Origin of the sequence: Chryseobacterium nepalense (assembly GCF_023195755.1) — a bacterium.
Taxonomy (GTDB): Bacteria; Bacteroidota; Bacteroidia; order Flavobacteriales; family Weeksellaceae; genus Chryseobacterium; species Chryseobacterium nepalense.
Genome location: NZ_CP096203.1, coordinates 1,391,412 through 1,417,395, shown reverse-complemented (window position 1 = coordinate 1,417,395; position 25,984 = coordinate 1,391,412). Strand labels below are relative to the sequence as shown.

Sequence of the window (25,984 nt, the reverse complement as noted above, 5' to 3'; positions counted from 1 at the left end):
CGGAATTCTTCTCAATTTATTTCTATTATTTTACCCCACCGTTTTTGTATCCTCTTCCTTCAGAATCTTTTTTTCTTTCATGGAAAGCATCATGCGTTCGCATTTGTAGGTGTTCCAGTCGAAATTGCTTAGAAAATCGAGGGCAGCCTGAAAACCGCGGTTAAAAAGCTCTTCTTTTTCCTCCTTTTTCATAAAGAAATTCAGCCAGCTGCTGCTTCCGCAGTTCACGGTCTGGATGCTGAACAGATGATAGAACGTATGTTTGGTAAGAAATGTTTTATCATTAAACCCTTTTAAAGTGCTGATGATATTTCCGGAATAGGTGAGGGGAGATTTCAGTACCTCTGCTGCCGTTTTTCCTTTTTCTGAAAGAAGATCAGAATCGCTGGTAAGCTGTACTCCGAATAAAGGCATTCTCGGATAAAAAATATCTGAGGAATGGAAAAGGTCAATCGGGAAATTGGAAATACTTCCGCCATCAATGAAAACACCGGCAGGATTAATATTTTCCGGGGTAGTATTCATCCAGAATTTCCAGGCATATTTTACAGAATCATCATTTTTATTGATTGCTTTCTGCATCGGCTCAAAAAAGAAAGGGACCGACATGGAAGCCCGTACAAACTCTGCCGGACTGATGTGCTTCAGTTCCTCTTCAGACCAGTATAGATTAGCCATTGTAGGAAGTTCCACCTTTATTTTAGCGTTAATGTCGGTAGTGATCACAATATATTCCGATTTCAGGAGATAAAAAGGATCTTTTTTATAGTATTCATTGTTTACCGTACTGTCATAGAAAATTTTATACCGGATCTTATCGATATGCTCCTGATTATTAATCCTGATCTCCTCAATGCTTTCCAGTGCTTTGTTATAATACTGCATTTCATTTCCGTAACGGTAGCTGAGGTTAAGATTTTTTCCTGTTTTGACAAACTTTTCATTAAGATCAGCCACTGTTTTAATATCAAATTTATTTAATGCGTCTTTCATGGCCGTTAAAAAAGTATTTCCGGGATTCAGTCCCGAATTCCTTTTTTTCAGATCAGAATAAAGTTTTAATAAAAATAAAACTCCCATAATTACTAAAAACATGGGAATTGAAAAAAGGATTTTTGTTTGCCATATTTTGTCTGTTGGAAATACAAATGCCAGTATCCCGAAAAAGAGAAGAGTTCCTATAGCAAGAAAGGCATTGATCTTCAGGAAATTTTTATTGTTCAGCATCGCATGAATCGTTTTTCTTACATAGGGTTTCCCATCCATAAAATCGGCAAAGTTCCAGTTGAACAGAATATTTTTAATGTCTTCGCTTTTGGCATCTTCCTTAGTTTTGCATGCGGCAATCAGTATTGTGTTGATGGCTCCTGCGCTTGTACCTGCAATTTTAAGAAAACGGATTCCGAAGATTTCAAGTCCATAAAGATAACCTACGAGAGCACTTCCCCAGACACCGCCTCCTTCCTGTACAAATTCTACATATTGATTTCCCCCGGCATCTAAAAGATCAGAGAATTCCTTAGCCGAAATACGGTCGTGCAATGCAGCCAGCTTTTTTTTGGATTCTTCTGAAAGAAGATCTTCTTCCAATATTTTTTTCAGGATTTCAGGTTTCATGGTGTTTGTGATTGGGTTGGTTTAAAGTATGCTACTTTCGCAGATGATGTTAAAATTAGTAATAATCGAAATATCTTCGCTCCGTATTTTCACGATAACTACAACTGTAAATTACCACTGCTTTCTTCTTGCATAGATGAAGGTACAGATCACCACCAAAGCCATCAGTCCGAGTGTGAAAAAATAGCCGTGCTTGGTGTGGAGTTCGGGCATATTGTCGAAGTTCATTCCGTAAACCCCTGCAATAAATGTGATGGGTAAAAAATAAACCGAATAAATGGCCAGTACTTTCATGACCTGGTTGGCTTTCTGGTCAGACAGAGCCAGAAACATAGAGATCAGGTTGGTAATCTGAATATTGAGATGCTCAAAATCTGCCACCACATCTTTATGTTTATCTTTCAAATCATATGTTTCCGAATCCTGAAGGTCTAAGAGCTTAAATTTATCAATAGCATCGGCTGAAATGGTGAGAACCCTGGAATTAAGACCCGATTTTCTTTTGAGTTTGTATAATCTTTTAATCTGATTCGTATGATTGGTATTTTTAAGGAAAATTTCACTTTCGATATTATCCATGGTTTCAAACAGGCTTACGGATTCATCATCAAAACTTTTCATGATAAGCAGTGCAATTTTCAGTGCAATCTGATCCGAAGTGGCTTCTGCCGTAAGTGCGGAAAGTTGTTTCCTGGTTTCGGAAAGGCTTTTGGTTTTCAGACGGTGAACCGTTATGATCGTCCTGCCGAGCAGGAAAATCCCGATTTTGGTGCTGATGTCACTGATGGTGTTGAGATTTTTACGTTCCAGTTCTGTACTTTCCCGCAACAGGAAAAATTTCACGTCGCCATCTTCTTCGTATTTTGGGAGGTGATTAGGGTCCTGTGTATCTTCAAGCAGGAGGTTGTTGATCTCATATCTTTCATGTAAAAATTTCAGGTCCTCCGCAGACGGAGCTTCCACATCTACCCATTCGCACTGGGAGTCTCTGTAAATAGTCTCAATTGGCATATAGTAAAAATAGTAATATTTTGAAAAACTATGTGTTAAATAAGTTTTATCTTTACCAAAATTAAAAAACTATATGATTAAAAGTACAATAAAGGGAATCGGATTCCATGTTCCGGATAACATTGTTACGAATGATGATCTAGCAAAATTAATGACGACCAATGATGAATGGATTACAGAAAGAACCGGCATAAAAGAAAGGAGACACAGAGAAAACAGAAATGATTCCCAGGAAACCACTGCTTATCTTGGTTTCAAAGCCTCTGAAAAGGCGATCGCTAATGCAGGGCTTACTTCAAAAGATATTGACTATATTGTTTTTGCAACGCTTTCTCCGGATTATTATTTTCCTGGATGTGGTGTTTTGCTGCAGGAAATGCTGGGGTGTGATACCATCGGAGCGTTGGATGTAAGAAATCAGTGTTCCGGATTTGTATATGCAATGAGTGTTGCCAATGCTTTTATTAAAGCGGGAAATTATAAAAATATTCTGGTGGTAGGGGCCGAAATACACTCTTTCGGACTTGATTTTTCGGATGAAGGAAGAGGAGTTTCCGTAATTTTCGGTGATGGAGCAGGAGCGGTTGTACTTTCTGCATCGGAAGATGAAAATGCTGGTGATATTTTAGCCGTGAATATGCATTCTGAAGGGAAATTTGCCGATGAACTCTGCACACAGTTTCCGGGATCGAAATTCGGGTGGAGCGACAGAATGAGAAAGGAACCGGAAAATGTTACCAATAAGGAAGTGTATCCGATCATGAACGGAAATTTTGTTTTTAAACATGCGGTTACAAGATTTCCTGAAACCATGCAGGAAGCACTTGACAAAGCCGGAAAGACAATTGATGATCTGGACATGTTTATTCCGCACCAGGCTAATCTGAGAATTGCTCAGTTTGTACAGCAGAAATTCGGACTTCCGGATGAGAAGATCCATAATAATATCCAGAAATACGGAAATACTACTGCGGCCTCAATTCCTATTGCTTTAAGCGAAGCGATTGAAGAAGGAAAGATCAAAAGAGGTGATTTGGTACTTCTTTCTGCTTTCGGAAGCGGCTTTACGTGGGGAAGTGTTTTGTTTGAATATTAAGAAGAAATGGAAGTATAAAAAACGGCGCGGAAAATTTATTTTCCGCGCCGTTTTTATATGTTTAAATTTATTAAAGACTGTTCAGTAATTTTTCAGTGTCAGTATAATCTTCACCTGATTTTTTTGCGAGCTCGATAGACTTTTCAGCCCAAAGCCTTGCATTTTTCTTGTCTCCGATCTTATTATAAAGATTGGCTAAGGTATCAGTATTGGCATAATTTTCATTTTTCTTTACGGATTCCTGCGCCCAAGTCACTGCTTTTGCAAGGGATGTCTTATTGGTTACATTTTCAAAGAAATTCCAGGCAATAGAATTCAGTTCTTCTGATGAAGAAGCTGATGGATCTTTGTACAGTTCAATAGTTGTTTTTTCGTAGGTGTCAATATCCTTATCTTTAAGAGCTCTGCTGGCTTTTGCTCTTTTCAGGATTCGTTCGGCTTCGTCTTTTGTTAAAAACTTCTGGGTTTCTGCCATGAATGAGTTGTCGTTCCATTTTTTTGTATCAGCGTTATACGCTTTTCTGATGGCGGTATTTACTTTTATATTTTTATCAAAAGCTTCATATCTTTCTGCAGGAAGAATTTTGGTAATCTCCGCTTTTTTAGCTACAAACGTTTTGTATAATGGACTTTCCGTACTTTGCGTTGCAGAAAGCAGCATTTGTACGTCATCTCTGTCAAACTCGGGCTTTTCGCTGAAATACCGGTCCAGTACTCTTGCTGCAAATTCAGCATCATTGTACATGGTAAGTCCGGCAAGATTTTTCAGGAATTCGGGATCTTTTTCTCCGTTTTCGAATTTCTGTTTTAAAGCAATCAGTCTTTTATTGGGATCTCCTGCATCTTTTGCAAACTGGATGAAATCATTCTCTTCAACATATCCCAGTGTTCTATGTACTACTTCACCGTTTCCGTCTACGAAAAGATAGGTAGGAAATGCTTTTACATTGTATTTTTTGGCAAGTTCTATTCCTTCCCCTTTTTCCATATCGATTTTTGCATTCACAAAATGGGAGTTGTAATAGTCGCCTACGCTTTTCTGTGGAAAAACATTTTTCACCATAAGCTTACAAGGGCCACACCATGAAGCATACGCATCGATAAATATCAGTTTATTTTCTTTTTTCGCTTTTGCTAGAATGGTGCTGAAGTTGGAGTCTTCAAATTTAATTCCCTGTGCAAAAGCCAGTGCTCCTATGAAAAGAGCTGAGAATATTGTTAATTTTTTCATAATACTTTTTATTGATTGCAAATGTAATAATTATGTTAAGAAATCAGTCTGTAATACATAAAAATTGTTACAGCATTTCTTGGATTATTTTCTTTGGTTAAGGTTAAGTTTTTTAAGTGATCTTACTATTAAAATAGGTTTATTACAGTAAGTTTTTTTTAATAAAAAATCCGCAGAATTTTCTGCGGAAATATTATTTTGTAGATGATGAATCCGATTTCGTTTTTACAGTGTTTGCAGAATCCATTTCGGAATTTGCAGCGGCACTTTCACCCATGCTGTTTCTCATATATTCTTTGTTTCTTTCTTCTTTGAACTCCTCTCGGTCTTCTTTTTTTTGTGCGCAGCTTCCTAAAAACAGTATTGCAAAAACTGCTGCTGTAAATAATTTTGTCATAGAAATATTTTTTAATGTTTAAGTATAATCAAATATAGTTATTAAAGATAAAAGATAAAAGATAAAAGATAATAAACCTTTGAAATTTCAAATTCGAATTCTTCTTAAATCTTAATGTTAAATTGAAAAAGGTGTCATAAAAATGGCTTTAAATTTAAACAAGAAATCCCCAGAATTATCTGAGGACTGTTCATTGCAAGTTAAACTATTATTATTTAACAGTAGTTGCTGAATCCATTTTCATTGCTGAGCTGTCAGGAGTGGTTGTCGTAGTAGACATCGTATCCGTTGTAGCAGGAGTCATACTCTGTGTGGTATTGTCTACTGCTGTTGAATCGGTACTGCTGTTTGACATTGAAGATTCCTTTGTTCCGCAACTTACTGCTATTACTCCTAGTGCTGCGATTAACATTAATTTTTTCATAATACTTTATTTTTTTGGTATTGGAATTAGAGCTAGCAATAATTATTCCGAAATCAGAATGAATTGTATTTTAATAAAAAAATTAATATTAATTAATAAAAAAGCTCCGGAATATATCCGAAGCTGTATCTATTAATGATGCATTACTCATAATTTATCCTAAATACGGATATTTGTAATCTTTTGGAGAAACGAAGGTTTCTTTTACTGATCTTACGGATGTCCATCTCAATAAGTTCATTTTCGAACCTGCTTTATCATTTGTTCCGGAAGCTCTGCCGCCACCAAAAGGCTGCTGGCCAACAACAGCACCGGTTGGTTTGTCGTTGATATAGAAGTTTCCGGAAGCATTTTCCAATGCTTTAAATGCTTCATTAATCGCATATCTGTCTTGTGCAAAAACAGAACCGGTTAATGAATAAGGAGATGAGGAGTCAACAAGTTCCAGTGTTTCAGCCCATTTGGCATCTTCATAAACAAACACGGATAAGATAGGTCCGAAGATTTCTTCCACCATACTTTCGTATTGAGGGTTTGTCGTTTCGATCACTGTGGGATGTACAAACCATCCTTTAGCATCATCACATGTTCCTCCGATCACTACGTTTGCTTCGTTTGAAGAATTGGCTCTGTCAATATATCCTTTACATTTTTCAAAAGAATTTTTATCAATTACCGCATTTACAAAGTTGGAAGGATCTTCAGGAGAACCAATTTTAATAGAATTGATTTGATTTTCCATTACTTTTTTCACATCAGCCCAAAGTGACTGAGGAATATACGCCCTGGATGCTGCGGAACATTTTTGTCCCTGATATTCGAAAGCTCCTCTCACCAAAGCCGTTGCCACAGCTTCAACATTAGCTGAAGGATGCGCAATGACAAAGTCTTTTCCTCCTGTTTCCCCTACGATTCTCGGGTATGTTCTGTAATTGTGAATATTATCCCCTATCATTTTCCACATTCCCTGGAAAACTTTGGTAGAACCTGTAAAGTGAAGTCCTGCAAAATCTCTGTGCGCCAATACTTTTTCTGCGGTTTCTTTTCCGTCTGTGAAAATCATGTTAATTACTCCGGCAGGAAGGCCTGCTTCAGTTAAAACATCCATGATTACTTTTGCAGAATAGATCTGTTTATCAGACGGTTTCCAAACCACTACGTTTCCAAGCATTGCCATACACGTTGGTAAATTTCCTGAAATAGCTGTAAAGTTAAAAGGAGTTACCGCAAAACAAAATCCTTCTAATGGTCTGTATTCTACTCTGTTCCAGATTCCTGCATCGGAAACCGGCTGTTCAGAATACATTTCTGTCATGAACTCTACGTTAAATCTTAAAAAGTCGATAAATTCGCAAGCAGCATCAATTTCAGCCTGGTGAACATTCTTAGACTGCCCGATCATGGTTGCAGCGTTGATAACGTCTCTGTAAGGTCCTGCTAAAAGATCAGCAGCTTTTAAGAAAATTGCTGCACGATGTTCCCAGCCCAGTTCGTTCCATTGCTTTTTTGCAGCCAGTGCTGCATTAATTGCATCGTCAACATGCTGCATGGTTCCTCTGTGATAAAATCCAAAGTCATGGGCATGATCCTGAGGTGACTGAAGCTGAACCTTATCGTCGGTTTTTACTTCTTTACCATTGATGATCATTGGGATTTCTATCTTTTCAGCCCACATTTTTTTATATTGAGCGATAAGGCTTTTTACTTCCGGAGTTCCCGGTGCATAAGAATTTACCGGTTCATTTACCGCAAATGGTACTTGCGAAATTGCTTTAGACATATAGTTGTATATTTTTTATTTGCTAATGATACAAATTTACAACATTTATTCGGGGGGATTATAATATGTGAATGGTCAATTTTACTTCGCAAGTGAATAGTAAATTTTTCAGGCATGATTAAATTGACAAGCGCTAAGGATTGACAATTCACCATTCCCCATCACATCTTTTCGTTTTCCAGAATTTTTAAAACCAGCTTTTCTTCATGGGTAAGTCCGGCTTTACCATCATTCTTTTCAATTTGTTCGAGTTCATCAAGGTATTTTTTGATGGTATTATTTTCGTATAAATTAATAACTAATGGATGAACATAATATTTCCGACATACAGTACTTGTATTTCCGAGATGTGAAGCAACCATTTCAAGTGCTTCTTTTACTTTTTTCTTATATTCCGTATGGGTTTCTGCGTATCCGATCTCTTTAAACGCGATTAATGCACTTACCGTTCCCGACCAAGTTCTGAAATCCTTTGCTGTAAAATCCTCACCGCTTATTTCTTTAATATAATCGTTGACCATACCGGAATCTACAGTATGGCGGTTGCCTTCATCATCAATATATTGGAATAATTCTTTACCGGGAATATCTTTGCATTTCTGAATTAATTTTGAAAGTCGTCTGCTTTTAAGATCAATGTCATGCATAACGCCTTTTTTTCCTTTAAAATGAAAGGAAATCTTCTGTCCCTGGACTTTTACATGTTTTCCTTTCAAGGTAGTGAGTCCAAAAGAACCGTACAGTTTTTCGTAAGCATTATTTCCGATCCTTATATTGGTTTTTTGCATCAGGCTCACAATTAATGCGAGAATCTTTCTTTTGTCGAAATTTCTTAATGCTAAATCTTTTTCTACCTGAAGCCGGATATCGGGCAATGCATACCCAAACTGCAGCATCCTGTAAAATTTTGTATGGTTTCGAAGGGCGCTCCATAAAGGATGATAGCGATACTGTTTTCTTTTCTTTACATCAAATCCTGTGGCCTGAAGATGACCGTTATCAAGCGCGCAGATCCATACGTTTTCCCAAGCCGGAGGGATTACCAGCTTGTTGATTCTTGAAATTTCATCTTTATCCCTGATTTTTTCGCCGTCTTTATAATAGGAATATTTTTTTCCGTTTTTTTTTCGTGTAATACCGGCTGTCTCTGCATCGGAGGTATAAATAAGATGTACCGCCTTTGCAGATGCCACCGGATCTTTCATAATTTTGACAATCTTTGCAGGCTTCAGATGGGAAATGATTTCTAAGTCTGAATTTTCCATAAAATCTGGTTAAGAGTTCCTACCCCTTGAAAATAGCCATAAGATAATAGCTATTACGCCAACTACTAATATGATTCCCCACCACATTCCTGCTTTGAAGATCGTTTCTACTGCTTCGCAGCTTGTAAGTGTCAGTAATGTTAATATTGCAAAACTGTAAAAGCTCCATTTTTTCATGATAATATTATTTTAGTGTTTATTATTTCAGACTCTTTGGTGATCAGGTCTCCATTTTGTTATGGATTTTTTAATCTCATCACCTTTTATTTTTTCTTTTAGTGCTTTCTCAAGAAATATCTTAAATTCATCATCGTAAGCAAAACGTAATGCAGCAATTTGCCCGAATGTAAGTTTTTCCTCAACGTCATCAGATCTCAATCCGAAAATTTCAAAGTATCTCTGCCTGAATTCAAGCCTCACAATCCGATTCTGAAGAACCAATGCATAATGCTGGCGGACCATAATGGCTAAATAAAAAATCAGAAAAATAATTACAGAAAACAAAATCCATGAAAGTTGATTTTGTTCATCACTGAAAATCTTATATATTCCGATTCCTTCTAAAATGATTAATAGCGGAAGAAAAACGAAATGATGAGGAGCATAAAATCGTACGTGATTTTTATAATTCTGACTTTCCATTTCTCGTATATTGCAATAATCTTTCCAAAATCTTTAATTTCTGATCTGAACTTAATTTTGAGACTAAGGGAATAGTGAATTAAGAGTTAATATGTTGTTCAATAAGTGCTTTAGTAAAATCTGAAATTAATTCTGATGTATATTACTATATTTAAGTATATTAACACTTTAAATATCTGTATAAAATGATCAGGAAAATAATATTTATATTCACTATTTTGATTTCATTGTTGAGTTTTAGTCAAAAATATAATTTTACTTATCAGTACACCTTTAAGCCCGACTCATTACATTTAGAGAAAACAGAAACCGAACTAATGGGGCTTTTTATCGATAAAAACGGTTCCACTTACTTCAGCCTGGCAAAAGTAAAAAGAGATTCTGCAATCGCGCAGAACATGAATTCAGATGGAATGCCCTCAAATAGGCCTGTTTCATTAAATACCTTTCCACAAGAAAAAGTTCGTGGCATAATTCAAAAAGAATGGCGATCCAATGAAGTAATATCTTACCTGTCTGTGAACACTGATCGATTTAAAATCATTCAGCAGATTACCTTCAATTGGCACATCGAAACAGAAACTGCCCTGATACAAGGTAAGAAATGCCAACTGGCAACGGTAGAATATAAAGGCAGAAAGTATAACGCTTGGTTTACTAACGAAATTCCTATTTCTGAAGGGCCATATAAATTTGGCGGACTTCCGGGATTAATCGTCAAGATCGAAGACACAAAAAAACAACATATCTGGGAATTAAAAGGAATTGAAAAGTTCAGACATATAAAACTTAATTTGTCTGCCTATATTCCTGTGACGGAAAGCCAATATAAAAAAGCCGTTGAAGATTACATCAGAGATCCGATGAACAGAATGAGAGAGCTTAAGCGAAGATACGGAATTACCAGTTTTACTTCAACTTCACCTGATGGGACTTCATACTCAGATGCTGAATATGAAAAAATGAAAACTAAGAAAATACAGGAGAGTTTTAAGGAAAACAATAATTCCATAGAGCTTTATTAAACATTTTAGAATTATGTCAGGATCTGATTAATTACGTTTTATTTAAAAAAAATCCGTACTTTAAAGAATATATTATTGCAATTATGGACAAACAATTAAAAAAATTTCTAATCAAATCTGTTGTTGTTTTAAGCGTAATACATTTGGGCTATTTTATCTATGGATATTTCAAGTTTGATGGGATCAATAAAATCGATATTTATACAGAGTTTTACAGATTCAAATTTTACGATGATGTTTCTATTTCCCACTTTTTTATTACCAGTCTATTTCTGTTTTGCTTTCTTGTTTTGTTATTGAGAAATCATTCCAAAAAGAAATATAGTGTCACTAATACTGTAAAAATTGGTGCTTCATTACTGATTATTTCCTTTCTCTCGCTGACTTTTTTCATAAGCTACAGTTTTGGGTTGAATGCCAAAATGAGACAGGAGCTTCCTGAAAAGGATTTTAATAAAGACAAAACTTTGCTGAATGTATTATACCCATTTTTATACAATTATACTTCCTATAGTTCTGAGAAATTATTTAATCCTGAAAATATTTTATATCCTAAACCTTATCCGGTGATAGCGGAAAAAGATACCATTTATTATGAGCCGGACAATCGAGAAAATTATTCCGTTGAAACAAGCTATTATAGTATAGATACGTTGAAAGTACTAAGTTCTGATTATAAAAATATAAGTTCTAAAGTAATTTCAGGAATGGTTGATCTGGGACTTGAACCTAAAGAGTTTTCAAAAAGAATTATTTCTAAAAAAGCGATCGGAGACAGTACGGAGATTGTATTCAAAGGTAATGAGGTCAACCCGGAGTATGATGAAGATATCTGTATCTTTTTGGAAAATAAGATTTTATATAGCCCAATCCATAACGTTTCTGAAACTACACAACAATATCAGAATGCCGTAACGAGATATAAATTGCTTTACAAATATAATCAGGATTCAATGCTTCATTCGTTCCAGCGTCTGGACACTTTGTTTAAGAAGTATAAGATAGAATCACAGATCGTTCCTAAAGATTTGAGTCATGATGTCTTTTATTTCCGTGATCACAACCGGGAACCTCTCAATGAGATTCGGAATACTTTTGATCGGGCTAGGTTGAAAGAAAGATTTATTACACTTGAACGCCTGTTTTATAAACCTAATTATCTTCATCCGTCAATACAGATTATTTTTATGATCGTCGTCCTGAGTGTTTGGATCGGTCTATTTATGCTGTATCTGATCTGGAATTATATGAAAACAAGAAATCATCAATTATCTACAGAAAATAAATAAAGCACAACAACAGCCTAACGAATTGTGCATCGCAATAAATTGTTGTGAATTAAATTTTATTGAAAAAAGCGTTGTTAAGTTTCATATCAAAGACCTAACAACGCAGAACGCAAAAGCGAAATAAATTTTAAAATATTATCTGCGGATCGTTACTCCTCCATCAACCGACAGGTATGAACCTGAAATATAAGAAGCCTCGTTTGAAGCAAGGAAAACAATAGCATTTGCTATTTCTTCCGCTTCCCCGATTCGTTTCAGCGGAACCGCTGCAGCGATAGCATTTTTAATATCTTCCGGCGTCTGTTGATTCATGGGAGTATCCGTTAATCCGGGAGCAACGGTATTTACCCGAATTTTTCGGTCTGCCAACTCTATTGCTGCCGTCCGTGCTATTGCATCAACTGCACTTTTTGTTGCAGCATAAGCTCCCATTTGTGCATATCCGCTCACTGAAACTCCGGACGAAATAAGGATAACAGAAGCTCCTTCTGCTAAATGAGGAATCAGTTTTTGCAATGTGAAGAACAGTCCTTTCACATTGATGTTGAACAGATCATCAAACACTTCTTCTGTGGTTTCTTCTATTGAAAATTGTTTTGCAATTCCTGCATTCAACACCAACACATCGACTTTTTTTCCACTTTCTGACACTTCTTTCTCCAATGCTGCAATGTCTGCCAATTTAGAAATATCAGAAGCTAAGGTTTTAAATTTCGGACTGTTAATTGTTACTGATGCTTTATCTAAACTGTCAGTATTTCTCCCTGTTACCAGAACGTTTGCTTCTTTGGCAATAAACTTTTTTGCGGTCGCTAATCCAATTCCTGCACTTCCGCCGGTAATGATTACATTTTTATCTGTGAAATTCATTTTTTAAATTTTAAATGATGAAAATTAATTTTTACTCCAAGAGCCTGTTTTTAAGTTTTTATAACGCAAAGTTTTAATTCAACTTTACCTATTTCTTTTAGAAAGCAAAGGCAAATAAAATTTGCTTTGCGAAGCTTGAAAAACAGCTTCATCAAATTAACTCGTTAATTCTTCTATGCTCACTTAAATGATTAAATCTTCAAATAAAATCTTTGAGTCAAAAAAATAAATGATGATTTTGTAGCATTTAATCAAATTTAAATAGGCTCTAAGACTTTTGAATTTATTTGTTTTGAAATCGATTTCTTTAACGATGCAAATTTAAAACGAATAAATTTATTTTAGTAACTTTGTAACTAAAAGTAACAGTAACTTTTGAGTAACAAGGTAACTTATGGAGGAAATAAAATGTTCGGATAACGACACCAACAAAAAACAGATTATGGCTGTTCATGATGCAATGGACGTGTTGAATGGCAAATGGAAAATCTCAATAATTTCGTCAGTGTGCTATTACAACAAACGGCGTTTTTCTGATATTTTGAACGATGTCAAAGGTATTTCCAATAAAATGCTCAGCAAAGAACTAAAAGAACTCGAAATGAACCAACTCGTAAAACGGACAGTACTTGATACGCAACCTGTAACCGTACAATATCAGCTGACAGAGTACGGTTTGACTTTAAAAAAAATTATCGATACATTGGCTGATTGGGGAACAGAACACAGGAAAGTAATCGTTGGAAAGTGAAAAAAGGTGATGACCTTACTTAAGGTTACCTAAATTATTAAGATGGTATTTATTTGAGAGTTAATCCTGCCAGATAACCTTTAAATTCGTAACTTCACATCTTTAAAAATTATTCAAAAAATGACTTCAAAGCAAAAAATAGCTGCACTTCGCGGAGAAATGCAGGAAAATAATGTTGATGCATTTATCGTATATTCTGCAGATCCGCATATGAGTGAATATTTACCTGAAGAATGGCAGGAAAGGGCCTGGCTATCAGGTTTTTTGGGATCTGCCGGTTTCGTGGTGGTTACCAAAGATAAAGCAGGATTGTGGACGGACGGAAGATATTTTACCCAAGCTGCAATAGAGTTGGAAGGATCAGGGATTGATCTTTTTAAAGAGGGATTGGAAGGAACACCGAACTATATCGACTGGATTATTTCTGAAATTCCTGCAGAAGGAAGGGTAGGGGTCAATGCATTGGCAACATCCCATGCCAATTGGGAACTGCTTACAGAAAAGTTGAATGCTAAAAATATTATGTTAGTGGATCTTCCGCTATTGGACAATGTCTGGAAAGAAAGGGGTACGCCTTCTAAAAACCCGATCTTTGTTCATCCTGTTGAAAGAGCCGGAAAATCGGTTGTTGAAAAAATTGCTGCAATCCGACAAAAAATGGAATCAATGGAAGCAACGGTACATGTTATTTCAAGTCTTGACGATGTGGCCTGGACTCTGAATCTAAGAGGAAGCGATGTACAAAGCAATCCGGTTTTCCTTGGATATATTGTTATTACGAAAAATGATGCAAAATTGTTCACCGATCTTGAAAAGCTTGAAGTGGAAGCCAGAAAACAGCTGGATGAAGCCTGGGTGAAAATGATGCCTTATGAAGAATTTTATAATTGTCTGAAAGAATTTAAAGATGAAAAAGTATTGGTTTCCCCAAACAGCAACCAGTCTATTTTTGAAGTATTAAAATCTGAAAATAACATGATCAAGGCTCCGGTTCCGGGGAATTTAATGAAAGCCCAGAAAAACGACACGGAACTTGAAGGCTTCAGAAAAGTAATGATAAGAGATGGTGTTGCCATGGTGAAATTTCTGTACTGGCTTACCCATAATGCAGGAAAAGAGCCGATGACGGAATATTCTATCGGGGAAAAGCTGCGTGGCTTCCGTGCTGAAGGAGAAAATTTTGTAGGAGAAAGTTTCGGAAGTATTGTAGGATATAAAGATAACGGCGCCATCATGCATTATTCTGCAAAGAGTGAGGGCAGCAAAGAGGTAACCAATGATGCGAGTATCCTGGTGGATTCCGGAGGCCAATATCTTGAAGGAACTACTGATATTACAAGAACTTTCGCATTGGGAGCTGTTTCCGATGAGTTTAAAAGAAACTCTACGTTGGTTTTACAGGGAATGATCCGCCTTTCTATGGTGAAATTTCCAAGAGGAACAAGAGGAGTACAGCTGGATGCGATTGCCAGGCTTCCGCTTTGGATGGATGGAAAAGATTTTAACCACGGAACGGGGCATGGAGTGGGAAGTTTTATGAACGTTCACGAAGGTCCCCAGAATATCCGAAAAGATATGAATCCGCAGGAACTGTTACCGGGAATGGTATGCTCTAATGAACCTGGCTACTATGTGGAAGGGGAGTACGGCATCCGTCACGAAAATCTGATCGCAGTACGGGATTCTGAAACAACAGATTCGGGAACTTTCTACGAGTTTGAAACGTTAACGTTCTGTCCGTTCTTTAAAAATACGATTGTAAAAGAAATTCTTTCTGAAGAGGAAATTACATGGTTTAATGCCTATCATCAAACCTGCGCTGAAAAATTAGGACCTCATCTGGAAGGAGAGGTGAAAGAGTGGTTCAATGAATTGGTAAGTCCGCTTTAATAGTAGTATTGATTTCAGAAGTATAAGAATATTAACCCCGCCCGGCAGTTCCTGCCGGGCGGGGTTAATTATATGCAACCGTATTTTTACGGTATTTTTTTTAGGGTTTATCCTGAGGATTCGGAAAATGATCTGCTTTATCTTTGTAACAGAAAATGAAACATCATTCATCTTCATATAACTTAGTAAATTCAAAGCAGTAATCACTTCAGTCCCTGAAGTGGTTTTTTATTGGTAAACTATTAAAAAGAGATGTTGAATTATCGTGCTGATTCAAGTAATGTCTTCCATCATAGCCCGGATTGCAGCAATTGTCTGAGCTCATTTTTTATTTTTCGGTTGCGGCGGCTCCGCCGCCCGAAAAATAAAAAATAGCGAGTGCGGAAAGCCGGAAAAGCTCCTGATTCGGTTTGAGGGATAGAGCGTGTGATAGTTATAGAATTTTAGGGTTTGAGTTTCGTGAATGATCTCAATAGATAAAGGATATTTTTGTTTGAGGCGAAAAAACGTAAATTTGCACCATGAATAACGATACCATTTGTGCACTGGCTACGGCCAACGGAGTAGGAGCTTTGGGAATCATCCGGGTTTCCGGAAATGATGCTATACCAGTCGTTCAGAAGAGTTTTCCGGGGAAAAATCTGTCAAAACAAAAATCGCATACGATCCATTACGGGTATTTTATGGAGGGTGAGGAAACGATTGATGAGGTGATGCTTTCTATTTTTCTGGCACCCAAAAGTTTTACAACGGAAAACTCAGTGGAAATCGCTTTCCACGGATCTCCGCACATTGGTAAACGTATTCTGGAAACGCTGATTAAAAATGGTGCAAGAATGGCCAAAGCCGGGGAATTTACCCTGCGTGCCTTTATGAATGGGAGAATTGACCTTTCTCAGGCCGAAGCTATTGCCGACGTTATTGCTTCTGAGAATGAAGCTTCGAGAAAAGTGGCAATCAGTCAGCTGAAAGGTGGAATAACGAATGAAATTTCTCTGTTGCGAACCGATCTTCTTAATTTCGTTTCCCTCATTGAACTGGAACTGGACTTCGCAGAAGAAGATGTTGAGTTTGCAGACCGGACAGCACTGACGCAGCTGCTGAATAAAATTGAAGTGAAACTTCATTCTCTGATTGAAAGCTTCCAGTACGGAAATGCCATTAAAAATGGAACTGCAGTTGCTATCATCGGGAAACCCAATGCAGGAAAATCTACGCTTCTGAATGCTTTATTGAAGGAAGAGCGCGCCATTGTCAGCAATATTGCCGGAACAACCCGGGATACGATTGAGGAAATCCTGCACATTAAAGGCCATGCATTCCGTCTTATTGATACTGCGGGACTTCGGGAAACGGTCGACGAAATTGAAGCCATCGGCGTTAAAAAAGCAAAAGAAAAGGTAGAAAACGCGAATATTCTTGTTTATCTTACAGACGCCGGAACAGAAGATTTCTCAGAAGATATTGAAATGATCAAGTCTTTGCTGAGAGACGACCTGAAGCTGATCATCTGCGCTACAAAAATTGATGAAGTCGTTCCGACTCAATATGAAAAAGCAGAAGATGTTTTCAGAAAAGAGATTGCTCACGAGTTCGATTTTATTACCATTTCTGCAGTAGAAAACCAGAACGTCCAGGATCTGAAAAACGAGCTGTCTTCATACGTTGAGCAGTTAAAGGCTTCTGAAAATAATGTGGTGATTACCAACCAGCGACACTTCGAAGCGTTGCAGAAATCCCTGAACGCCGTACATAAAGTCAACGAAGCCATCACTTTCAGGATCTCTACCGAGCTTCTTGCCTACGAGTTAAGAAACGCTCTGGAGCATCTCGGCGAAATTTCCGGTGAGGTAACGAATGATGAAGTGCTGGGGAATATTTTTTCTAAGTTTTGTATCGGAAAGTAGACGGTGTTTTAGATTGTATATAGATTGCAATCACAATAATACAAAAAACCCTTTAAATGTAGTATTTAAGGGGTTTTTATTTGCTTCCTGTCTTGTTTCAAAATTTAATATTGCAGAATATATACATTTTATCAGTTTCTATTTCGCTTCTATAAACTTAGTTTGAAATTAATTTTGTAATTTCATCGTTGAAAAATGTTACATTTTGAAACAATGGGAAACATGGAGAAACAATGTGAAACATTTTTGAGGAGAATTTAATTGTTATGGAAGTCAATAAAATTTGTCAATTCTGCGGAAATAGATTTGTAGCCAAAAGAACAACTACTCAATGTTGCTCTGATGACTGCGCTAAGAAATTCTACAAAAAGAGAAAGCGTGATGAAAAGATTCAAGCGAGTGATAAGGGCCTGGAAGTGCAAATTAAAGGTTATGATATTGAAGAAATTCAAAAGAAAGATTACTTATCAATCAAAGAAGTTATGCTTTTACTTAACATTAGTAGAACATCAATTTATCGAATGTTAAAGGATGGTCGATTAAGTAAATTAGAAGGCTTTAAATCGGTTAGAATTAGAAAGGTTGACTTAGATTTACTCTTTAAACAGAAAGTCGAAAATAACGAAGAAAAGCAATATAATTTACCATATTTCTGCGATGATAATTATTACACGATTAATGAAGTCTTAGACGTATTTAAAGTGAGTTCTGGTTCATTTTATCATTTGTGTAACAAACATAATGTGCCCAAAATCCCTAAAGGTAAAAATGTATATGTTCCCAAAAACTTAGTAAATACAATTTTCAATAATGAGTAAGAAAGTAACTGTACTGAAAAAACTTGTAAAAGGAAATAAAAGTAACCTTTCACTAAATTTCTATCCTCCTATTTATAATAGAAAAACTGGAAAAAAGACCCGTTACGAAAAAACGAGTTATTTTATTTATAATGAATTTCAAAGTGAGATTGTGTACTATACAGATGTAAATGGAAAGAAACAATCAAGAGTCGAAAAAGTTATGGATAAAAGTGGGAAGCCTAAGAAATTAACTCTTACACCCGCCCAAAAGCAACATAACAAGGAGACTAATGAAATGATTGAGCTATATAGAGCTAAAAGATTTAGAGAAGTAATAAATCCCGACCTATATACAGAAACTGAGTTAAATGCCTTACAATTAACTGAAAATAAAAAGAAAATATTTACAGAATATTTTAAAGATAAAGCAAGGAATGCAACAAAATCTTCAGGAGCATGGAATGCTAGTTACGGATATTTTTCCAAATATTATGGTAATATACTTTTTAGTGACATCGATAAAGCATTAATCGAAGATTATAAAAATAAGCTACTTAATTCTTTCCAATTGAGAAGTAAAAAACATAAGCTAAAAAGAAATTCAGCAGCAAGTTATTTTATCAGATTTATACAAGTCTTAGAAATGGCTTACGAAGAAAATTATCTATCTGAGAATTTCAAAGGAAAAATAGAATGGATCGATGAGGAAGAAGTGATGAAAAATTTTCTAACAATCGATGAATGTAAACTTCTATTTGCTACCGAATTTCCTGATAGAGTTTTGAGAAAATATTGTGTATTTGCACTTTTAACAGGTTTGCGCTATTCAGATATATCAAATCTGAAATGGGGTGATGTTGTCAAAAGACATGATACAGATTTTATAGATTTTAGAATGAAGAAAACTTCCGCATTTCAATATCATCCTATATCTCAAGAAGCAATAAACCTTATGGGAGATAAACAAAATAGGACTGACTTTGTTTTCGAAAGAATTGCTTATTATTCGCTAAATGATAATCTAAGAAAATGGCTTTTAAAAGCAGAAATTGAGAAGAAAGTTACGTTTCACAATTTCAGAACTTCCTATGCTGTAGCACAATTAGAAGCAGGTGCAGATATTTATCTAATTTCAAAAATGTTGGGACATAAAAATGTAAGTACGACTGAGATTTACGCAAAAATTGTTGATAAAAGAAAAGTAAGTACAATTAATAATATTATTTTAGGATTATGATAAATTTTTTACCTGTTATCTATGATGATTTTGACTTTTCACCATTATTTGTACATTATTCTACGGCAGATATGTATAGTGGTAATGATGTTAACTTTACACAATACCCGTTTTCTCGTTTTAGATATTTCTTTTGGGAGAAAAAAAGATTGCCAGCTTTTTTACAAATAGATGAAACTCAGATTGAAAGATTCGATATGTTCAAAAATATATTCACAAGAGGAGATTATTTCTACCTTATAGCTTATCAATATTTTAATCATGTTAAAGATTATGGTTTTGAGTATAAAGTTGAAGGAAGAATGAAAATTGAACTTAATGGTAGTTTAAAAACAATTTCCTTTTTTGAACCTTTATACAATGCTTTGATTGAGGAAAAAAATAGATGTCAAATATTATTAAGGCACGAGTATATCTTGTTAAAAAACAAACATTCTTACACAAATAAACTAACTCAGTTGTTGATAGATGATTATTATGATTTAGATGATGCGATAAGAAAAGAGAAAAATGTTTTTGCCAAGTATGGAATTGTTATAAAAGAAGTTTATTTACAAATTTTTAGGGATTTTTATTCAAACTTTGCGGATTATTTATCAAATGAAAATTTTGAGATTTTAAAAAAGCTTGTATATCCGTCCAAAAAAGAGGTTCAATCATTTAAATTGGCAACAAGGAATAACTATAGGAATCTCAAGGATATGGATGCAAGATTTCAGATTATATCATCAATTCAAAGGAGTCTAATTGACAGGGGATTTATTGCAGATACGACTACCTATGAACAAATTAATGACCTTTTTAATAATAAAAGAAGAGAATTGCATAAAATCATTTGGCTGAAGAATGTAACAGCTTTACATACATTTTACAAAGTGATGGAAGAAGACAAAATTATACAGGATTCGGAGGGGGAACACTGGAAAATTTTATCAGATTATTTCATTTTAACAAAGGATTCTGAAATAACCAAAGATGAACTTAAAGGTAAAAAAAGGTCGACGAATCTAAATATGGTAGATGAACTTAGAGATATTTTTAGTTTTTTAAAAAAGATTGTTGCATAAGCTTGATATTCGAATGAAATTAACAACTAAAACAAGACAGATATAAGACATATTATTATAATTTAAAATATAAATCTTCAAATTATTCATTATCTTTAAGGAGAAAATTTATCTAACAATTTGACTGAACTATTATTGTCACTTTGTCACGACTTAAAACTACACTCCACCTCTAAAAATTTTTCACACTTTTTTAAATTCTTACCATATCCTATAGCATAAATACATTATTTCTCGAGTAATGTATAATTCAAGTTATTGAAAATCAACAAATAAAAACTCTTACTGTGTGGTGGGAGTTTTTTTGTTTTTGGCACAGTCGCTAAGTTATTGATGTAACCGTTGCATGACAGATAAAATCATGACGGCGAAAACCAGCCATAACGAAAATTTCGACTCTATAATCGAAAAATTGGTACAGAGACAAGTAAGTGAATATTTCTCTGCTTATACAACAGAACTGGAAAGAATGATTGAAATAGCTGATTCAAAAGCTATTCTAACAGTCAAAGATGTTGCAGAACTTCTTGACATGAATGAACGAGTAATAGTTCAAAAGATTAATTCAGGATTAATTCCTGCTTATAAATGTAAGATTACTAATAAGTTTCTTGTATTAAAGCAAGAATTAATTAAAGAGATTACTTCAGGAACTCAATATAAATCAATTTCAATGATTAATGCTGAAGTCAATCGTGGATTTGATAATAGAAAATATGTTTAATCTTAATCCTTACGACATGATAGATTACATTAAAGCATATTTTCCTGACAAGAATAAAATTTTTGAAATTATGCAAGAAAATTACAATCTCGAAAAAATCAGTTATTCCCGATTTGATAAAAATAAAGACACAGATGTTTTATATGAGACTTATAAGAAAGATTTTGAAAATATGCAGCTTAAAATTACTAACCAAGGAGCATATATACATAATTCTTTACATCATTTTTACAATAAGATGTTACTTGGAGTTCATGGGAATTATAATGATTTCAGCCATTCTTCAATCATTAGTTCTATCGGTTTTTTAGAAGAACAAATTAAATTCCCCGCTAAAAAATTACAACTTTCACAAGGTTTGGAGTTTGGATTAAATCTAAAGATGCCTTTTGATTTAGATAATTTTATTTTAAATGAATGTGTACTGTACGATTTTTGTCAAGCATCAAAAGTGCCACCGCCAAATGATGAATTGGTTTATAAAGAATTTGAGAAAGGTAACTATAGGCTTAAAATATATCATAAAGGCAGGCAGCAATGTCACGGAGAAAACATTCTGAGAGTTGAAGTTAAGTTTTTAGACAAGCGAGATTTCAATAAAAATAATATTTATGTTTTGAGCGATTTAGATAATAAAGATAATCTCATCTTTTTCTATAATAAATTAAACACCCTCATGAACTTTAAATTAATGTGTATTGATAATATTGAACATAGACAGTTTTCCAACTACAAAAAAAATAAACTTTACAAATATAGTTCTCATAAATTCTGGGGAGAATTAGATAGAGATAAGTTCAAACTTGAATCAAAAAAAGTTTATCCTTATCTTGAAAAAAATAATTTGACGGAACATAAAAATACCCTCTTAAAGCTTATGGATAGTAAGTTTATAGAACTATTGGATAATTAGTTTACGGACATTGTATAAGTGAACGTAAAATAATATCTTATCTAATAATAAGTGTAAACTTAAAAACCCTTACCTAAAAATGATTGGTTTACCGCAAATTAAGGTAACCAATCATTCAATTAAAACTTTTTATTCTCTGTTAAAATTTATATACTCATTATATGCACAAACTATAATTTATCAATCACTGTTTAATAGTAATAAAATCCGAAGCTGGAAAATAAATACTTTATAAATAATTTTTAATTCTAAAAACAGTGATTAAAAGTTAAATTAGTTATTGTTGCTAGATTAATTTATCTTTGTGACGTTACTTTTATTTATTTTGTATATTATGGGCAAACTAAACTATATAGATTTATTTTCAGGCTGCGGTGGTTTATCTTTGGGACTACATAATGCAGGGTGGAATGGAGTTTTTGCTATTGAAAAAAATAAAGATGCTTTCAAAACATTACACTATAATTTAATTAAAAATAAAAATCATTTTAATTGGCCAGAGTGGTTGCCTGTTAATGAACATGATATAAATTCATTAATTGAAACCTATTCCGATGAATTAATTAGGCTTAGAGGAAAAATTAATTTAATTGCAGGGGGGCCTCCTTGTCAAGGTTTTTCTATGGCTGGTAGAAGAGATGAGTCTGATGAGAGAAATAATTTAATTAATTCATATATAAAGTTTGTAGAATTAGTTAAACCAGATTTGATTTTTTTTGAAAATGTAAGAGGATTTACGATTGAGTTTAAAAAGAATCAGGAAAAAGGTATTGCATATTCTAAATTAGTTTTAAATAGTTTAGATAATCTCGGATATTATGTTCAAGGTAAGCTAATTGATTTTGCTGACTTTGGAGTTCCACAAAAACGGACTAGATTTATTTTAGTGGGAGTAAAGAAAGAGCTAAAACAATCGTCTCAAGAATTTGTTAGTAGCTTTTTTTCTGAATTGGAAAACAATAAATTTAACTTTTTAAAATCAAAAAAAATTAATTTAAAGAATTCTGTAGAGGATGCGATTTCTGACTTACGTCAAATAAATGGTCAAATAGAATGTCCCGATTCTCCTGGATTTAAATCATCTCCATATATAGAAGCTGAATCGAAATATCAAAAATATCTTCGGAAATACAACAAATTTTTAATTCCTGATAGTCATAGATTTGCAAAGCATCAAAATACCACAATATCAAAATTTAAAAATATTCTAGAGCTTACAGAAAATAGACGTAATTATGATATTTCGAGTGATATTAGATTACATTATAATATTAAAAAGCATACCATAATTCCTTTATCTAAAGACGAAAGAAGTCCTACAATCACAACTCTTCCAGATGATTATATTCATTATTGCGAACCTAGAATATTAACAGTAAGAGAGTATGCTAGGCTCCAATCATTTCCAGATTGGTATACATTTCAAGGTAAATATACGACGGGAGGTAAATTACGTAAATATGAAGTACCTAGATATTCTCAAATCGGAAATGCTATTCCTCCCTTGTTTGCTGAACAAGCTGGTGAAATTTTAAAATCAATGTTATATGGATAAGGGATTACTTAGATTTGATATTAAAACTGGTATGAAAAATATCATTGGTAGAGACTTGATTACTGATGATTTCATTGCAATATATGAGTTAGTAAAAAATTCATATGATGCATATGCTGATTATGTTAAGATCACATTTGGCAAAAATGAAATAATTATTGCAGACAATGGTAAAGGTATGTCTAAAGATGATTTGGAGAATAAATGGTTCGCTGTTGCATATTCTGCCAAAAAGGACGGGACTGAAGATGATGATATTAAACGAAACTCTCACTTAAGCAATCTAAAATCAAGAAGATTTTATGCAGGGGCTAAAGGAGTAGGTAGATTTTCTTGTGATAGATTAGGGAATAGACTAGAGTTAATAACAGCTAAAATTAATGCAAACAATACTTATAAATTAAATATAGATTGGGAAGAATTTGATAAAGATTCGAAGGAAAGTTTTAATTCAATAAAAATTCCTTTTGAGGAGATTGAAAATAATGCTGATTTTCCTCAAAAATCTAAGCATGGGACTATTTTAAGAATAAAAAATTTAAATTCAACATGGGATGAAGAAAAGCTAATAGAATTAAGACGTTCACTAGAGAAATTAATTAACCCATTTTCAAAAGAAAATGACTTTTCTATTGAAATTGAGGCAAAAGAAATTTTGACTAAAAAATACTCTAAAGTAAACGGAGTAATAGATAATACTATTCTTAAAATATTAGATTTAAAGACTACCCAAATAGAATTAAAATTAAAAAATAATTTAATTTCTACAAAGATTTTAGATAGAGGAAATCTAATTTATCATATTGAAGAACCCAATGAATATAAATCTGTCATTGATGACCTAGAAATTAATTTATATTTTCTAAACAGAAGCGCAAAAATAAATTTTAGTAAATTAATGGATATTGAACCCATTAATTATGGGAACATATTTCTATTTAAAAATGGATTCCGAGTACAACCTTATGGTAATATTGGTGATGATAGTTGGAGACTTGATAATAGAAAGCAACAAGGATATAATAGGTTTTTAGGAACTCGTGATTTATTTGGAAAAGTAGATATAATTACTGAAAGATTTGATGAATTTAAAGAAGTTTCTAGTCGTGATGGAGGTTTAGTTGAATCACTAGGAAAAAAAATGCTCTTTGAAATTTTTTATGATAAGGCATTTAAGAGATTAGAGAGATATGTTGTAGGAGTGCTTTGGGGAGAAGCATTTAGTAGAAAGAATTATTTTCTTGATTCAAATACTGCACTAAAGTTTCGTCAAGAACTAGCGAATGATAAAGATAAAGATACCTATGAAGATGCTCTTGGCAATTTAGGAAGTAAAATCGACTTTGTAAATCTAATTAAAAGTCTAAGCGATGACACCGATATAAAAATAATTGATTATAATAAAGATTTTGTCAATCTAATTAATGAAAAGTTGGATATAGTTCAGCCTAAATTTATCTTAGATTTAGAAAAAATTGCTGAGAAAACTAATGATGAAAAATTATTGAATCAAGTTAAATTAACAGAAGCAAACGTTAATAAAATCATTCGGGAAAAAGAAGAAGCTCAAAAAAGAGAAGAAGAAGAAAGAAAAAGAAGGATTGTAGCCGAAAAAAAGCGGAAGAAGAGAGAGAGAAACGTGAAAATGCTGAAAGGAAACAACAAGAAGAGGAACTAAAAAGGAAAAATGCTGAATTGGCTGCTGAAAAAAAGGAAAAAGAAAGAGCTTTAGCAGAACTTGCAAAAATAAAGGCAGAACAAAAAGTTAAGGAAAAGGAAACTGAGAATATAGATTTATCAGATAAGCTTAGCATTGAAACTAAAAAAAATCAATATTTAAATGCTACTAGAAAAACTTTGAGTGATGATGCGGAACAATTGGTTCATACAATTGATTTATATGTAGGTAATGCATCGACGTATGTTACTGAACTTCTTGATTATGATTTAGGAAAAGAAGCTCATCTAAAAATTTATGCGATAAAAAACAATGTTGATAAGGCTCTTAAGGTTTCTAGTAATATTATTAAGTCTAATTTCGATTATAAGCATACAAAACAAAGAGTAAATCTTCCTGTTTATATAAATGAGTATTTGATGGATATGTATCCACTTACTCAAAAAAAGATAACGGTAGCAATCCAAAATATATTTGATAAATATCTACTTTTAAATCCTATTGATATAGATATAATTTTGGATAATTTAATATCAAACTCTATAAAAGCAAAAGCAAAAAATGTTCTTATAGAATTTGAGAAATCAGAAGAAAAGTTAGTAATATTCTTTTTTGATGATGGTCAAGGTGTGCCAGAAAAATTAGTAAAAAATCCTGAATCAATATTTCAATTAGGTGTTAGAGAATCAACGGAAAAAGGTTCTGGTATTGGCATGTATGATGTTTTTAATCGTGTTGCGAATTCAAATGGAAAAATAGAATTCATAGGTAATAACCAAAAGCTCAAAGGGGCTGCTTTTAAAATTATTATTTAA

23 protein-coding genes are annotated in these 25,984 nt (G+C 33.9%); 14 read left to right on the top strand and 9 right to left on the bottom strand.

All coding sequences use genetic code 11. The annotated features are described in order from the left end of the window. Window positions 1-30: 30 nt before the first annotated feature. Window positions 31-1,617: a patatin-like phospholipase family protein gene (locus tag M0D58_RS05980; RefSeq protein WP_248394258.1), complete on the bottom strand. Its 1,587-nt coding sequence runs from the start codon at window positions 1,615-1,617 to the stop codon at window positions 31-33. A gap of 111 nt (window positions 1,618-1,728) precedes the next feature. Further along, entirely contained in the window at window positions 1,729-2,628 is a 900-nt protein-coding gene (locus M0D58_RS05975; protein ID WP_248394256.1) for a magnesium transporter CorA family protein, read from the bottom strand. A gap of 73 nt (window positions 2,629-2,701) precedes the next feature. On the opposite strand from M0D58_RS05975, the gene M0D58_RS05970 reads away from it, so the two are divergent. After that, complete coding sequence (locus tag M0D58_RS05970; RefSeq protein ID WP_248394254.1) at window positions 2,702-3,724, top strand: 3-oxoacyl-ACP synthase III family protein; 1,023 nt, start codon at window positions 2,702-2,704, stop codon at window positions 3,722-3,724. A gap of 70 nt (window positions 3,725-3,794) precedes the next feature. On the opposite strand, the gene M0D58_RS05965 is transcribed toward M0D58_RS05970, so the two are convergent. From M0D58_RS05965 to M0D58_RS05940, 6 genes are all read right to left on the bottom strand, one after another. Beyond that, window positions 3,795-4,955: a thioredoxin family protein gene (locus tag M0D58_RS05965; RefSeq protein ID WP_248394252.1), complete on the bottom strand. Its 1,161-nt coding sequence runs from the start codon at window positions 4,953-4,955 to the stop codon at window positions 3,795-3,797. Between the two features lie 193 nt (window positions 4,956-5,148). Further along, window positions 5,149-5,352 (bottom strand): hypothetical protein, encoded by a 204-nt coding sequence (locus M0D58_RS05960; RefSeq protein ID WP_248394250.1) that lies wholly within the window; start codon window positions 5,350-5,352, stop codon window positions 5,149-5,151. 211 nt (window positions 5,353-5,563) lie between these two features. Continuing rightward, window positions 5,564-5,776, bottom strand: coding sequence for a cytochrome C551 (locus tag M0D58_RS05955; protein WP_248394248.1), 213 nt, complete (start codon window positions 5,774-5,776; stop codon window positions 5,564-5,566). Window positions 5,777-5,930: 154 nt separating this feature from the next. Continuing rightward, complete coding sequence (pruA, locus tag M0D58_RS05950) at window positions 5,931-7,556, bottom strand: L-glutamate gamma-semialdehyde dehydrogenase (protein ID WP_248394246.1); 1,626 nt, start codon at window positions 7,554-7,556, stop codon at window positions 5,931-5,933. A gap of 161 nt (window positions 7,557-7,717) precedes the next feature. Further along, a complete protein-coding gene (locus M0D58_RS05945; protein ID WP_248394244.1) occupies window positions 7,718-8,821 on the bottom strand; it encodes a DNA topoisomerase IB in 1,104 nt (367 codons plus the stop codon). Window positions 8,822-9,025: 204 nt separating this feature from the next. Then, window positions 9,026-9,463 carry a DUF6526 family protein gene (locus M0D58_RS05940; protein WP_248394242.1) on the bottom strand — a complete coding sequence of 146 codons (438 nt, stop codon included), beginning with the start codon at window positions 9,461-9,463 and terminating at the stop codon, window positions 9,026-9,028. A 185-nt stretch (window positions 9,464-9,648) separates the two neighbouring features. On the opposite strand from M0D58_RS05940, the gene M0D58_RS05935 reads away from it, so the two are divergent. Together M0D58_RS05935 and M0D58_RS05930 are read left to right on the top strand one after the other, a co-directional pair. Next, window positions 9,649-10,488, top strand: a complete 840-nt coding sequence (locus M0D58_RS05935) for a GLPGLI family protein (RefSeq protein WP_248394240.1) — start codon at window positions 9,649-9,651, stop codon at window positions 10,486-10,488. Between the two features lie 83 nt (window positions 10,489-10,571). Continuing rightward, window positions 10,572-11,777, top strand: a complete 1,206-nt coding sequence (locus tag M0D58_RS05930; protein ID WP_248394238.1) for a hypothetical protein — start codon at window positions 10,572-10,574, stop codon at window positions 11,775-11,777. 135 nt (window positions 11,778-11,912) lie between these two features. Here the strand turns inward: M0D58_RS05930 and M0D58_RS05925 are convergent, their stop codons facing one another. After that, complete coding sequence (locus M0D58_RS05925; protein WP_248394236.1) at window positions 11,913-12,647, bottom strand: SDR family NAD(P)-dependent oxidoreductase; 735 nt, start codon at window positions 12,645-12,647, stop codon at window positions 11,913-11,915. 394 nt (window positions 12,648-13,041) lie between these two features. On the opposite strand from M0D58_RS05925, the gene M0D58_RS05920 reads away from it, so the two are divergent. The 11 genes from M0D58_RS05920 to M0D58_RS05870 all read left to right on the top strand — a co-directional run bounded on the left by M0D58_RS05920 (window position 13,042) and on the right by M0D58_RS05870 (window position 25,984). After that, window positions 13,042-13,398, top strand: coding sequence for a winged helix-turn-helix transcriptional regulator (locus M0D58_RS05920; protein ID WP_248394234.1), 357 nt, complete (start codon window positions 13,042-13,044; stop codon window positions 13,396-13,398). Window positions 13,399-13,518: 120 nt separating this feature from the next. Further along, window positions 13,519-15,288 (top strand): aminopeptidase P family protein, encoded by a 1,770-nt coding sequence (locus M0D58_RS05915; RefSeq protein WP_248394233.1) that lies wholly within the window; start codon window positions 13,519-13,521, stop codon window positions 15,286-15,288. A 521-nt stretch (window positions 15,289-15,809) separates the two neighbouring features. Continuing rightward, a complete protein-coding gene (gene mnmE / locus M0D58_RS05910; protein WP_248394232.1) occupies window positions 15,810-17,195 on the top strand; it encodes a tRNA uridine-5-carboxymethylaminomethyl(34) synthesis GTPase MnmE in 1,386 nt (461 codons plus the stop codon). A 266-nt stretch (window positions 17,196-17,461) separates the two neighbouring features. Further along, window positions 17,462-18,013: a helix-turn-helix domain-containing protein gene (locus M0D58_RS05905; protein WP_248394230.1), complete on the top strand. Its 552-nt coding sequence runs from the start codon at window positions 17,462-17,464 to the stop codon at window positions 18,011-18,013. Next, on the top strand, window positions 18,006-19,232 hold the full coding sequence (locus M0D58_RS05900) for a tyrosine-type recombinase/integrase (protein ID WP_248394228.1): 1,227 nt from the start codon (window positions 18,006-18,008) through the stop codon (window positions 19,230-19,232). Before M0D58_RS05905 ends, M0D58_RS05900 begins: the two co-directional genes overlap by 8 nt. Continuing rightward, window positions 19,229-20,299, top strand: coding sequence for a hypothetical protein (locus M0D58_RS05895; protein ID WP_248394227.1), 1,071 nt, complete (start codon window positions 19,229-19,231; stop codon window positions 20,297-20,299). The genes M0D58_RS05900 and M0D58_RS05895 overlap by 4 nt, the downstream gene beginning before the upstream one ends. A gap of 346 nt (window positions 20,300-20,645) precedes the next feature. Beyond that, complete coding sequence (locus M0D58_RS05890) at window positions 20,646-21,023, top strand: helix-turn-helix domain-containing protein (RefSeq protein WP_248394225.1); 378 nt, start codon at window positions 20,646-20,648, stop codon at window positions 21,021-21,023. Between the two features lie 16 nt (window positions 21,024-21,039). Next, window positions 21,040-21,936, top strand: a complete 897-nt coding sequence (locus tag M0D58_RS05885) for a hypothetical protein (protein WP_248394223.1) — start codon at window positions 21,040-21,042, stop codon at window positions 21,934-21,936. Window positions 21,937-22,270: 334 nt separating this feature from the next. Further along, window positions 22,271-23,491, top strand: a complete 1,221-nt coding sequence (locus M0D58_RS05880) for a DNA cytosine methyltransferase (protein WP_248394221.1) — start codon at window positions 22,271-22,273, stop codon at window positions 23,489-23,491. Beyond that, complete coding sequence (locus tag M0D58_RS05875; RefSeq protein ID WP_248394219.1) at window positions 23,484-25,169, top strand: ATP-binding protein; 1,686 nt, start codon at window positions 23,484-23,486, stop codon at window positions 25,167-25,169. Before M0D58_RS05880 ends, M0D58_RS05875 begins: the two co-directional genes overlap by 8 nt. A 17-nt stretch (window positions 25,170-25,186) precedes the next feature. After that, window positions 25,187-25,984: a sensor histidine kinase gene (locus M0D58_RS05870; protein ID WP_248394218.1), complete on the top strand. Its 798-nt coding sequence runs from the start codon at window positions 25,187-25,189 to the stop codon at window positions 25,982-25,984.